We start from the raw sequence: 12,599 nt of genomic DNA, 5'->3' as shown, positions 1-12,599 counted from the left end.
CTGCTCCATCCGACCTCTGCCAAGGATGCCGCCACCGTGGAGATCCAGCAGCTGGGCCGTCTCGGCACGGCCATAACGATCATCGCCGTCGGGCTCGCCGCCGCCGTCAGCCCCTTCGACCGCGGCGGCGGGCACCTCAACACCGGGCTGCCCCACCGGGTCGTGGCGCAGCAGGCCACACCACCGCCGTCTCCGCCGCGCTCGATCAGCCTGATCGCCGCCGGTGACGTGCTGCTGCACCAAGGGCTGTGGAACCAGGCCCAGGTCGACGGCCGAGGTCGCGGCCTGGACTTCCGGCCGCTCTTCGCCGCGGTCAAGTCGGTGATCTCGGCTGCGGACCTCGCGATCTGCCACCTGGAGACGCCGCTCGGCGCGCCGGGCGGCCCCTTCACCGGGTTTCCGACCTTCAAGGTCCCGCCGCAGGTGGTCCCCGCCCTCGCCGACCTGGGCTTCGACACCTGCTCCACCGCCTCCAACCACATCCTCGACGGCGGCCGGGCCGGCATCAAACGCACGCTCGACGCACTCGACGGTGCCGGGATCGCGCATGCCGGCTCGGCCCGGGACCCGGCTGAGGCCGCAAAGATCAACTTCATGACCATCCACGGGGTACGCGTGGCGCAGCTCTCCTATGCCTACGGCTTCAACGGCGTCCCGAGGCCGAAGGGGAAGCCCTGGGTGGCCAACCTGCTCAGCGCACCCGCGATCCTCGCCGAGGCACGGCGGGCCCGCCTCGGCGGAGCGGAGATCATCATCGTCTCCCTGCACTGGGGCGACGAGTACCAGCACGAACCCGGCACCCAGCAGCGCACCGTCGCGAAGGCGCTGCTCGCCTCCCCCGACGTCGACCTGATCGTCGGGCACCATGCGCACGTGGTGCAGCCGTTCGAGCGGATCGGGCGCAAATGGGTCGCCTACGGCATGGGCAACTTCGTCTCCACCCAGCGGCAGCTCGCGGCCACCCGGGACGGCGTGCTCGCCCGGTTCTCCTTCACGGAGGTGGCTCCCGGGCGATTCGAGGTCACACAGGCGGTCGCCCTGCCGATCTACATGAGCCTCGACAGCGGCCCCCGTCGAGTGCTGCTGGTGGCGGACTGCGCGCACCGGGGCGGGCACGTCGCGGAGTGCGTGGCGAGCGGTCGGCGTACCGCCGGGGTCGTCAGATCGCGCGGCGCGAATCCGCAGGTGGTCGTCTAAGCGCGCGGCCAAGACCATCGCAACTCTTGAAGAGTTGGTCCTAATGGTGCCGCAGGTCACGGCGTGCTGATCGCCGCCAGCTCCATCGGTGTGAGCGTGAGGCCGCCCTCGCGCAGGACCACGTCGAGGCGGGAACGGGCCGCTGCCCGCTCGGCCGGGTCGTCGGTCGACGCGACGAGACCGACGAGCGCCTGCGCGACATCGCGCAGGTCGTGCTGGCCGGCGAAGGCGTCAGCTGCGGCGGAGTACCAGGCTGCGGCGAGCGCGCGCTGGCCGCGGGCGAAGGCGATCGCCGCCTCGACCACCGCGCAGGGCCCGTCCTCGGCCGCCGTCGCCTGGCCGACGAGGACGCGCAGCTCCGCCAGGGTCGCCTCGGCCTCGGCGTGGTCTCCGGCCTGTGCTTGCGCCTGGCCGATCGTGGCGAGCACCCGGCGGTGGTGGCCCGGGTCGCCCAGGCCGACGAGCAGCCCCAATGCCTGCCGTCCGACGATCGCGGCCTCGCCGAAGCGCCCGTCGAGCCGCAGCACCTCGGCGAGGTTGCACCGGATCAGCACCCGCAGCCGGGATTCGCCGCTGCGGGCGGCGAGCCGATCCGCCTCGGTGAGCCGCCGCTGTGCCGTGACCAGGTCACCGGCGCGCAGGTCGTGCCAGGTGAGGTTCTGCTGGGCGATGGTCATGTCGCGGAGCCGACCGGTCCGGGTCGCGATCGCGAGCACCTCCTGGCCGTGCTCGCGGGCCTCGTCGAACTCGCTGCCGCCCATGCATAGGGCGAACAGGACGGTCCGTGCGGCGAGTTCGCCGGTCACGTCGCCGACGGCGTGGAAGTGCTGCACGGCCTCCCGGACGGCGGACAGCTCCTCGCCGCCCGCGCCGTGCTCGTTGGCGAGCTGTCCCAGGCCGACCATGGCCCAGGCCCGTACGGTCGGGTCGGCCTCGGCACAGCGGGGATCGTCGAGGAGCTGCCGCAACCAGCGGCGCCCGACCACGTCCCGGCCCCGCAGGCGCCACCAGCGGGGCAGCTTCGAGGCGATGCTGAGCGCGGTCTGCGGATCCTCGGTGGCGGCATGCGTGATCGCCGCCCAGATGTCGGTGCTGACATCGTCGAGGCGGGCGATCGCGGCGGTCATCTCTGGTCCGGCGAGTGCCGGGGCGGCCCGCGCGGCGTAGCGCGCCATCACCACGGCATGCCGGTTCAGCGCCTCGGCGAGCTCGCCGTGCACCTCCGCCTGGTCCCGGGCATAGTCGCGGACCACGTCGAGCAGCATGAACCGCAGGGCGCCGGTGCCCCGGACACTGATCAGACCGAGCTCCACCAGCCGGTCCAGCGCGGCGACCGCGTCGACCTCGGCGCCGAGCAGCTCCTCGGCGAGCTCGATCGACCAGCGGTGGCGAAAGACGCCGAGCAGCCGCAGCACCCGGCGCTGCCGGGAGTTGAGCAGGCGATAGCTCGCGGTCACCGCATCGCGGAGGATCTCCGCGGCCGTCTCGTCGAGCACGTTGCGGGCGAGCATCTCGCTCGGGTCGAGCACCCGGCCCCGCGCGGCGGCGAGCTCGATGGCGAGCGGCAGGCCGCCGAGGCGGCGGCACAGCTCGACGACCGCCTTCACCTCGCACTCGTCGGGCGGTGCCCCCCGGTGGGCTGCCCATCGGTGCAGGAAGAGTGCGCTCGCCGGAGCCTGGTGCGCCTCGGCGAGGGTGCTCGCGTCGGGCGGCGGCAGGTCGAGCGGGGCGACCGGCCAGACCCGCTCGCCGCTGACACCGAGCGAGCCCCGGCCGGTCGCGATCATGCGGAGCTGCGGCGAGGCGGCGAGCAGCCGCGCGATCACCGCCTCGCAGGAGCCCGGCGCGTGATCGACGGAGTCGACGAGGACCAGCGTGGGCTGGGTGAATCGGCGGGCGAGCGCCTCCGGGTGGCTGACGCCGAGCACGGCGCCGAGCGAGTCGATGACATCGGCCTCGGTGTCGCCCTCGGTGACGGTCACGCCGACGACGCCGCCCGGGAAGTGCGCCGAGACCCGGTGCGCGGCGGCCCAGGCGAGCACGGTCTTGCCCACTCCGGCGAGCCCGACGAGCGTGGTCAGGCCGCCGTCGCGGCGCAGGTGCTCGATGAGGCCGCCGAGTTCGTGGTCGCGGCCGATCAGCTCCACCGGTACGGGCAGGCGCCGCAGGACAGGTGCCCCGGTGGGGAGCGGTGCGGCGGGGAGCCTGGTGCCGCGCGCCGAGGCGAAGAAGTCCGCGAGATCGCGCCCGCGCAGCCCCAGCGCCGAACCGAGCAGCTCCACGGTGGAGCGCTGCGGCCGAACCGCCCGACCCGCCTCCAGGTCCCGAACCGTACGCACACCAACCCCGGCACGCTGCGCCAGGTCGGATTGGGTGAGCCCGGCACCGGCCCGCAGATGGCGCAGCCGTGCCGCGAAGCCGTCATCGGACGGGCTCGGCTGCGCGGAGGGCGTGTTCGGGGGCACGGCCTGGAAGACTAGCCAGCCCTGGCCACTACGGGTAGTCGGCTGTAGACCTTTGGACCAGCGCAGGTACTACTTTCCGACACAATCATGCCGGGCTGTCCGATGCCGTTATCGTTTCGTGACCGGAAGTCGAGGGTGCCATGAGCTTCGTCGGCCACCAGTTCCACCGGCCGAGCAGGCTCATGACCGCAGGCAGGAGCAGTCCTCGGACCACGGTGACATCGAGCACGATCGCGATCGCCATCCCGACGCCGATCTCCTTCACCGCGATCAGGCCGCCCAGCGCGAAGCCGGCGAAGACCAGCACGAGACAGGCCGCCGCCGTCGTCACCACCGGACCGGTCCGCAGCACCCCGGCGAGCACCGCCGCGTCGGTGTCGCGCCGGGACCGCCACTCCTCGGTGATCCGCGACAGCAGGAAGACCTCGTAGTCGGTCGAGAGCCCGAAGATGAAGACGAAGAGCAGCACCGGCGTCGTCAGGTCGATCGCGCCCCAGGAGGTGAATCCGAGCACCGGCTCGCCCCAGCCCCACTGGAAGACCACCACGAGACAGCCGAGCGTCGCCCCGAGGGTGAGCGCATTGAGCAGCAGCGCCTTCAGCGGGATCAGCAGCGACCGGGTCGCCGCGAAGAGCAGCGCTCCGGTCGCGAGCAGCAGGACGGCGAGGACGAGCGGCAGATTGCTCCGCACCGAGTCCTGGTAGTCGACCACCTCGGCCGCCGGGCCGCCGACGAGCACGGGCGCGGGCGCGGGCTGTGCGCGTACCGCCCGGACCAGGTCGCGTCCCGCCAGCTCCGATGTCGGCGTCAGGTCGACGATGGTCGCGGGCCCCTCCGCCGGTACGCCGAACCGCAGGTCCAGCCGCAGCAGCCCGGGCAGCCGGAGCAGCTCGTTGAGGTAGTCCCGCATCGCCTCCCCGCCGCTCGGCGACTCCACCACGATGCTCACCGGATCGGCGCGCCCCATCTGGTAGTCGCTCGTCACGACGGCGGCGAGCTGCCGTGCCTCGGCGCTCGCCGGAAGCGACCGCGCGTCGGAGTTGCCGAGGTTGGCCCCGAGGAACGGCACCGCGAGCAGCACCAGTCCGGCGGTCACCCAGAACGCCACCAGCCCCGGCTGCCGCTGCGCCACCAGGGTCAGCCGCCCCAGCACCCCGGCCCGCTCACCGTCACCCCCGCTGTCCCGCCCGCCGTCACGTTTTGCAGCAAAGCGTCCTGTCGACAGGCCTCCGAGGCCACGCTTTGCTGCAAAACGTGACGGGAAGCGGAGCGGGGCGGGTGCGACGGTCGGGAGGCGGGGGGCGAGGATCGCGATCAGGGCCGGGGCGAGGGTGAGAGCGATCAGCGTGGTGACGACCACGACCACCGCGCCGCCGAGCGCCATCCGCGACAGCAGCGGCTCGCCGAAGATCGAGAGTCCGGCCATCGCCACCCCGACGGTGCCGCCTGCGACGAGTACGGTCCGGCCGGCCCGGCTGACCGCCGTCCGCAGCGCCTCCTCGATCGACGCGCCGCCCCCTCGCTCCTGGCGGAACCGCCACAGCAGGAGCAGCGCGTAGTCCAGCCCCAGCCCGAGGCCGAGCAGGATCACCACGTTCAGCGTGTATTCGCTGACGCCGACGAAACCGCTCAGGCCGGTGAGGGCCAGCAGCGTCACGGTGACCGAGGTGAGCGCGGCGGCGAGCGGCACGACGGCACCCAGGCGGAGCAGCACGATCAGCAGCACGGCGACGGCGATCAGGGCGACACCCTCGCCCAGCGCCGCATCGGCCACCGCCTGATCGGCGAAGGCCTGCTTGGCGAGCGGCTCACCGCCGACGAGGACCTGGGGCGCGCGGATCCGGTGCAGCTGCCTCGCCACCTCGGCGAGCAGGGCGGGATCGGCGGAGTCCAGTTCCACCTGGATCATGATGCTGCGCTCGTCGGCACCGATCCGTCCCCCGGGTCCGGTGTAGAGGTCCTTCGCCTCGCGTACCCCCGGGATTGTGATCAGGGTTTCGTGGACGGCCGTGACGGACTCGACCAGGGCCGGGTCGTGCGGGTCGACATCGCGCGCGACGGCGATGACGAGCGGGCCCTCCGGATCGACCTGGGCGATGCGTGCCTTGGCGCGCATCGACTCGGCGCTCGCGGAGAGCTGGTCGACGGCGACCGCTCGGTCGAAGATCTGACCGCCGATGATCCCGCCGAGGATCGCCAGGACGGCCCAGGCGGCGACGACCGCCCACCGGAACCGAAACATGAGAGATCCCCACAGCATCCAGGCAGCTTAGACGAGCCGGGGTTCCTCGACGTCGGCCGATGAGTCAGGCATCACCACGCCATTCACCTGCTGCTTTGCGTCCGTTCCCAGGTCGTGACTTCTCTGGATGTCCGGTCGGGAGCGCGATCCCGTTACTCTGCAAGGGGCACGCACCCTTCGTGGCGGCAAAACGTGCCGCCCCACCCCTGGAGGAAATTCGCACATGCGACGCATTCTCGTTGTTGCCACCCTCGGCCTGGCTTTCGTCTCGGCGGCGGCCTGCTCCGACGACACGCCGTCCGCCAGCCCGACCGGCACGGCCACGGCGACAGCCGCCGCGCCCACCGCCGCCGCCGATCTGAAGACCGCCTGTGCCTCGCTGAAGAAGGCCTCCGACGACTTCAAGGCGAAGGTCATCGAGTTCACGCCGAAGCTGATCGCGGCCGAGGCCGACAACAGCAAGGCTCCGGCCGTCGCCGCCGAGGCGCTCCAGGCGCTCCAGGAGTTCACCGCGGCTTACGGCTCGAACGCCTCGGCGATCAACGACCCGCAGCTCAAGGCAGCTGTTGACGCCGATCTGAAGGCGCTCAACGATGTGGTCACCAAGGCCATCGCGGCCGGTCCGGACATCGCCAAGCTCCAGGCTTCCTTCGACGCGCAGGACTTCGAGAACGTCGGCGAGGCCGTCGAGCGCCGCTGCGCCACTGCCTGACACAGGTAAACGAGCACGGCCCGGAGCAGCGATGCTCCGGGCCGTTCGTGCGAGAGTGCCCGTCACGCAGACGGGCACTGTCGCTATTTGAGGCCCAGGTCGCGGGCGATGACGAGCTTCTGGATCTCCGACGTGCCCTCGCCGATCTCCAGGATCTTGGCGTCGCGCCAGAAGCGGGCCACCGGGAACTCGTTCATGAAGCCGTAGCCGCCGTGGATCTGCGTCGCGACCCGCGCGTTCTCCACCGCCGCCTCGCTCGCGTGCAGCTTGGCGATGGCGGCGGCCCGCTTGAAGTCGACGCCCGCGACGAGCCGGGCTGCGGCGTCGCGCCACGCCAGCCGAGCGGTGTGCGCGCGCTCCTCCATCTCGGCGATCATGAACTGGATGCCCTGGTAGGAAGCGATCGGCGCGCCGAACGCGTGCCGCGCCTGGGCGTACTTCACGGATTCGTCGACGCAGCCCTGCGCGTTGCCGGTGGCGAGCGCCGCGATCGCGATGCGCCCCTCGTCGAGGATCGCCAGGAACTGGGCGAAGCCGCGTCCCCGCTCCCCCAGCAGGTTCGCCACCGGTACGCGTACATCGTCCAGGTGCAGCTCGTGGGTGTCCGAGGCGCACCAGCCGACCTTGTCGTAGCCCGGCGCGACGGTGAGGCCCGGAGTGCCCGACGGCACGATGATCGACGAGATCTCCTTCGGCCCGGTCAGCGCCGTCACGGTGATCATCGAGGTGATGTCGGTACCCGAGTTGGTGATGAAGGCCTTGCTGCCGTTGATGATCCATTCGGTGCCGTCATCCGACAGCTTCGCGGTCGTCCGGGTGCCGCCGGCGTCCGACCCGGCACCCGGCTCGGTGAGGCCGAAGGCGGCGAGCTTGCGCCCCGCGACGAGGTCGGGCAGCCAGCGGTCCTTCTGCTCCTGGGTGCCGAAGCGCCAGATCGGCATCGCGCCGAGCGAGATCGCCGCCTCCAGCGTGATCGCGACCGACGAGTCGATCCGGGCCAGCTCCTCGATCGCGACGCAGAGGGCCGCGTAGTCGCCGCCCATGCCGCCGATCTCGACCGGGAAGGGCAGGCCGAACAGTCCCAGCTCCCCCATCTGCCGCACGATGTCGTAGGGGAACTCGTGCTTCGCGTAGTGCTCCCCGATCACGGGGGCCACGCGCTCCGACGCGAACTTCGCCACGGTCTCCCGTAGCGCGCTCTGCTCGTCGTCGAGTCCAAAGTGGTCCATGTTGCTCCCTTGTGAGGATCCAGCCGGCCTGAGACAGGGGTAGTGCCTGGGGCGGGTGCTGCGGGCGGTGCTTACACAGGTGTGACGCCGTGCCTGCGGTGCGAGAAGTGACGGTCCTTGCCCTGTGCCGCGGCGAAGCGGCGGATCAGCGCCTCCCGCAGGCCTTCAGGTTGCACTATGTCGTCCACCACGAGCTCGCTCGCGAGTCGCAGCAGGTCGATGTCTGTTTCGTACTCGTCGCGCTTGGCCTGGACGAATGCGGCCCGCTCGGCCTCGTCGGCGATGGCAGCGATCTTGTTGGCATAGACGGCGTTGACGGCCGCCTCGGCACCCATGACGGCGATCTTCGCGGTCGGCAGGGCGAGGGTGGCGTCCGGCTCGAAGCCCGGCCCGGCCATGGCGTAGAGGCCGGCGCCGTATGCCTTGCGCACCACCACGCAGATCTTCGGCACCGTCGCCTCGCTGATCGCGCTGATCATCTTGGCGCCGTGCCGGATGATGCCCTGCCGCTCGACCGCGCTGCCGACCATGAAGCCCGGCACGTCGGCGAGGAAGAGCAGCGGCACGTTGAACGCGTCGCAGAGCTGCACGAACCTGGTCGCCTTGTCGGCGGAGTCGACGAAGAGCACGCCGCCCTTGTGCATCGAGTTGTTGCCGACGATCCCGACGACCTTGCCGTCGAGCCGGGCGAACCCGACCGTCAGCTCGCGCGCCCAGCGTTCCTGGATCTCCAGGTAGCTGCCCTCGTCGACGAGCCGCTTCACGAGCTGGCGCATGTCGAAGGCCCGGCGCTCGCTCTCCGGGACGAGGTCGCCGATGTTGCCCTTCGCCGCAACGGGTTCAGCCGTCGGCGGCTCCTGGGTCCAGTTGGCGGGCAGGTAGCTCAGGTAGTCGCGGACGACGGCGAGCGCGGCGTCCTCGTCCTTGCAGAGGAAGTGCCCGACGCCGGAGACCTCGCAGTGCACCTTGGCGCCGCCCATCTCCTCCAGCGTCGTCTTCTCGCCGGTCACCATCTCGACCATGCGGTCGGAGCCGAGGTACATCGAGGCGTTGCCGTCGACCATCGCCACGACATCGCAGAAGGCGGGGATGTAGGCGCCACCGGCGGCGCTGGGACCGAAGAGGGCGCAGACCTGCGGGATGGCGCCGGATGCGCGTACCTGGGTGTGGAAGATCTTGCCCGCACCGCGTCGGCCGGGGAAGAGGTCGACCTGGTCGGTGATGCGTGCACCGGCGGAGTCGACGAGGTAGACCATCGGGCGGCCGGTCTCGTAGGCCCGCTCGATGATCCTGATGATCTTCTCGACGGTACGCGCGCCCCAGCTCCCCGCCTTGACGGTGGAGTCGTTCGCCATCAGGCAGACCTGGCGGCCGTCGATCGTCGCCGTGCCGGTGATCACGCCGTCGGCGGGCAGCCCGTCGGCGAGCGCGTTGGCGTATGCACCGTCCTCGACGAACGAACCGGCATCGACCAGCCGCTCTATCCGGTCCCGCGCGAAGAGCTTCCCCTTCGCCGCGTTGGCGGCATGGTATTTCGGTGCACCCCCGGTCTCGATCCGGGTCCTCACCTCATCGAACCGGTCCACGACGCCTCCCCTGATGATCCCTAAACGATCGTTAGGTTATCACATTTTGGGAAAGCGAACCGGGGCCGGCGGGCAACAGCCCATCGACCCCGGTTCTTTATATGAACGCCGCTCCGGAAGGTCCCGGAGCAAGCGGGTAAGGGACTAGCAGAGGTCCGCCGAGGCGCCGCCGACGCTGCCGGCGGTGGCACCGCCGATCACCCCGACGGCGTTGCCGGAGATGTCGACCGGCACCTGGACCGGCACGAGCGCCTGGACGCCGTTGAGCACGCCGGTGTTGCCCGAGGTGAACCAGTTGATCGAGCAGGAGCCGCCTGCCTGACGGTTGGTGACGGGCGCCTGCCCGATGAGGGCGTCCATCGGCAGCGAGTTCTCCTGACCGAGGAGCGTCCGCAGACCGCCGGTGAGGCCGGTCAAGCCGTCGCCGAGCAGTGGCAGACCCTCCGTCTTGCGGTTATGTCCGGGGCGCTGGGCGGCGTGGTGCGCCGTGGCCTTGCCGCCGAGGTGAGCGTAGGGAGCGGGCCTGGGTGCGGGCCGCTCGTCATCACTGATTGTGGCGGTCGAACCGCCCTGGCACCAGGCCGAGGAGTCCCCCAGCAGGCTGATCGCGTTGCCACAGACGTCTACCGGAACCTGGACGATCGTCTGAATTTGATCACCGTTCGCTATCCCGGTGTTGAGCGCGGTGGTCCAGTTCTGAGCGAACGCACCCTCGCCGAGGTGCGCCGTCGCACCGCCGGTGCAGTTCGCGTTCGCGCCGCCGATCAGGCCGATCGCGTTGCCGCAGACACTGACCGGGACCTGGATCGGAGCGTAGGCCTGGATGCCGTTGCCGATCCCGGTGTTGCCGATGCTCGTCCAGTTCTGCGGTGCCGCGTGCGCGGCCGAACCGGCGAGCAGGATGCCCGCCACGGAGACGAGGCCGACCTTGACGGTGTTACGTGCCAACGAGTTCATTGCAGTGTTGCCTCTCGGTTGGGCGGTGTATCGGAAACATGACAGAGACCGGGGGGTCTCGGATGGAGCAGGCACCCGCGTGACCTGCGGGCTGCCATGGGCGGCGACATACGACGAAGCGCCCAGCCTGAAGTCGTGCCGGATCCGGGCGCAGAGCACCCAGGGCACGCGATGACGTGCGGAAAGGTCAGTCGGGTGAGCTGGTCGGGGCGTCCCCGACGAGGCGCTCGGCCGCTCGGTGCGCGGCGCTGCGCAGCGCCGTCTCCCCCGGCTCGGCGAGCTGAATCGCGCCAGGCAGCACGCCGGCCTGCGCGCCGGGCACGCCGGGTGCCGCCGCCGGGGCCGTCGGTCCACCAAGATCCACGGGGGTACGCCCACCGGCGGGCTCGGTCAACGGCAGCTGCGTCTCGGCGGACCGGTGGTCGGCGTCGGCCGCCATCCGGATCACCGGTGCGTGCTTGGCCGCCCGGATCCGCTTGGCCGGCCGGGTGTGCTCCGGGTGAGGCGTACCCCGCAGGGGTGCCACGATGTCGTCCTCGGTGAAGAGCACCGGCTCCAGCGTTGCCGCGAAGGCCTCGCCGACGAGCCCGCGTACCGCCATCGCATGCGACAGCGGCACCGCCAGCAGCGGCTGTTCCACCGGATCCACCGCGTGGACCACGGGCTCCGTGAGCGCGATGACGACATCGAGCGCCGGGCTCAGCATCGGCGCGACGATCGACGAGAGCGGGTCCGCGTCCTCGGCGACGCTGATCCGCAGCCGCCCCGGCGTCTCCCGCAGCTCCTCCGGGATCGGCTTCTTGGGCACCACCCGCCCGTCACTGGCCCCGCCACTCCCACCGCTTCCGAGCAGCGCCCCGACCAGCCCCCACAATTCGCGTTGATCAAGGGAAGACTCGCCGCATTTCGGACACCCCGTATGGCGAGTCTTCCCTTGATCAACGCGAATTTCGGCGGTTACCGCGGCGGCTTCGGGGGTGGTGACGGGGGTGGTGGGGGCTGCCGTGGCTGGGGATGAGGTCAGGGCCCAGGCTGCGGCGGCGAAACCGGCGGCTGCGATCAGGCGTAGCGCGAAGCGCTTGCCGAGACCGTGCCTGGTGCGCGCCATGGTGGCCCTTCGTCGGGGGTCGTTGCTGTTATGGCCAACGATTTCCCATTTAGAAGAGTCACGTCATTTAATAGAAAATCAAGCAATTGTCCGATATCGCGGACCAGCTCGGAGCACCCCGCTCGGCAGTTCCCGGCCGACGATCTCCTGCGCCAGCGCCGCCACCTCGACCAGTCTGTCCAGGTCGACGCCGGTGTCGATGCCCATGTCGTGCAACATGTGCACGACCTCCTCGGTCGCGACGTTGCCGGTGGCGCCGGGCGCATAGGGACAGCCGCCCAGCCCGCCGACGCTCGCGTCGAACTCGGTGATGCCCAACTCCATCGCAGCCATGATGTTGGCGAGTCCCGTACCCCTGGTGTTGTGGAAATGACAGAGGAGCGGGAGGTCGGGGTGATTCTCGCGGACGGCCCCGATCACGTCGACCACCCGGCGCGGGGTCGCCATGCCGGTGGTGTCGCCGAACGCCACCCGATCCGCGCCCGCCGCGACCGCGCTGTCCACTATGGAAGCGACTCGCTCCGGCGGCACGTCGCCCTCGAACGGGCAGCCGAAGCTGGTGGCGATGATGACCTCGGCACTGGCGTTCGCCGCGTGCAGCAGCGTGACCAGCTCGGCGATGTCGGCGAGAGACTCCTCGGTCGACCTGTTGATGTTGCGGTGATTGTGGGTGTCGGACGCCGAGACCACCACCTCGATCTCGGTGAACCCGGCCGCCAGCGCCCGCTGGGCGCCTCGGACGTTGGGGACCAGGGCGCTGTATCTGATGTCGGGGTGGCGCTTGATCCCGGCCCAGACCTCATCGGCGTCGGCCATCTGCGGGATGGCTCTGGGGTGCACGAACGAGACCGCCTCGATGCGCTGGAGTCCGGTGGCGCTGAGGGCGTCGATGAGCTGGATCTTGGCTTCGGTGGGTACGGGGTCCTCGTTCTGGAGGCCGTCCCTCGGACCGACTTCTCTGATCTGCACCTGCTTCGGCCACGCTCTCATGCCTCCGAGCTTAACGCTCGTTCCGTTGGCGGTGGCGCTTCGGGCTTTCGAGCTTCGAGCGCAACGCAAGATCGTCGCGACTCTTCAAGAGTCGGTCCTAGGGCCTGGCGGCC

9 protein-coding genes are annotated in these 12,599 nt (G+C 70.6%); 2 read left to right on the top strand and 7 right to left on the bottom strand.

The genetic code is table 11. The features are described from left to right. The first annotated feature begins 36 nt into the window (after positions 1-36). Positions 37-1,197: a CapA family protein gene (locus F4553_RS22010; RefSeq protein ID WP_312875304.1), complete on the top strand. Its 1,161-nt coding sequence runs from the start codon at positions 37-39 to the stop codon at positions 1,195-1,197. A 56-nt stretch (positions 1,198-1,253) separates the two neighbouring features. Here the strand turns inward: F4553_RS22010 and F4553_RS22005 are convergent, their stop codons facing one another. Continuing rightward, positions 1,254-3,662, bottom strand: a complete 2,409-nt coding sequence (locus F4553_RS22005) for an ATP-binding protein (RefSeq protein ID WP_312875303.1) — start codon at positions 3,660-3,662, stop codon at positions 1,254-1,256. 85 nt (positions 3,663-3,747) lie between these two features. Further along, positions 3,748-5,904 (bottom strand): MMPL family transporter, encoded by a 2,157-nt coding sequence (locus F4553_RS22000; RefSeq protein WP_184838843.1) that lies wholly within the window; start codon positions 5,902-5,904, stop codon positions 3,748-3,750. Between the two features lie 223 nt (positions 5,905-6,127). On the opposite strand from F4553_RS22000, the gene F4553_RS21995 reads away from it, so the two are divergent. Then, on the top strand, positions 6,128-6,616 hold the full coding sequence (locus F4553_RS21995) for a hypothetical protein (protein ID WP_184838841.1): 489 nt from the start codon (positions 6,128-6,130) through the stop codon (positions 6,614-6,616). An 83-nt stretch (positions 6,617-6,699) separates the two neighbouring features. Here the strand turns inward: F4553_RS21995 and F4553_RS21990 are convergent, their stop codons facing one another. The 5 genes from F4553_RS21990 to F4553_RS21970 form a co-directional block, all read right to left on the bottom strand. Next, entirely contained in the window at positions 6,700-7,845 is a 1,146-nt protein-coding gene (locus F4553_RS21990; protein WP_184838839.1) for an acyl-CoA dehydrogenase family protein, read from the bottom strand. Between the two features lie 71 nt (positions 7,846-7,916). Beyond that, a complete protein-coding gene (locus F4553_RS21985) occupies positions 7,917-9,431 on the bottom strand; it encodes an acyl-CoA carboxylase subunit beta (RefSeq protein ID WP_184838837.1) in 1,515 nt (504 codons plus the stop codon). Between the two features lie 144 nt (positions 9,432-9,575). After that, positions 9,576-10,379 (bottom strand): chaplin family protein, encoded by an 804-nt coding sequence (locus tag F4553_RS21980; protein ID WP_184838835.1) that lies wholly within the window; start codon positions 10,377-10,379, stop codon positions 9,576-9,578. A 196-nt stretch (positions 10,380-10,575) separates the two neighbouring features. Further along, a complete protein-coding gene (locus tag F4553_RS21975; protein ID WP_184838833.1) occupies positions 10,576-11,199 on the bottom strand; it encodes a hypothetical protein in 624 nt (207 codons plus the stop codon). Positions 11,200-11,574: 375 nt separating this feature from the next. Next, entirely contained in the window at positions 11,575-12,486 is a 912-nt protein-coding gene (locus F4553_RS21970; protein ID WP_184838831.1) for a hydroxymethylglutaryl-CoA lyase, read from the bottom strand. Between the last annotated feature and the right edge of the window lie 113 nt (positions 12,487-12,599).

The sequence above is a fragment of the Allocatelliglobosispora scoriae genome (assembly GCF_014204945.1).
In the GTDB taxonomy this organism is placed as follows: domain Bacteria; phylum Actinomycetota; class Actinomycetes; order Mycobacteriales; family Micromonosporaceae; genus Allocatelliglobosispora; species Allocatelliglobosispora scoriae.
The sequence above is the reverse complement of the archived record's forward strand: the minus strand, read 5'-3'. Positions and strand labels throughout refer to the sequence as shown.

Excerpts from the sequence above, each read along its gene's own strand:
- F4553_RS21970 (WP_184838831.1), bottom strand. The coding sequence starts at position 12,486 with ATGAGAGCGTGGCCGAAGCAGGTGCAGATCAGAGAAGTCGGTCCGAGG.
- F4553_RS22000 (WP_184838843.1), bottom strand. The coding sequence starts at position 5,904 with ATGTTTCGGTTCCGGTGGGCGGTCGTCGCCGCCTGGGCCGTCCTGGCG.
- F4553_RS21990 (WP_184838839.1), bottom strand. The coding sequence starts at position 7,845 with ATGGACCACTTTGGACTCGACGACGAGCAGAGCGCGCTACGGGAGACC.
- F4553_RS21995 (WP_184838841.1), top strand. The coding sequence starts at position 6,128 with ATGCGACGCATTCTCGTTGTTGCCACCCTCGGCCTGGCTTTCGTCTCG.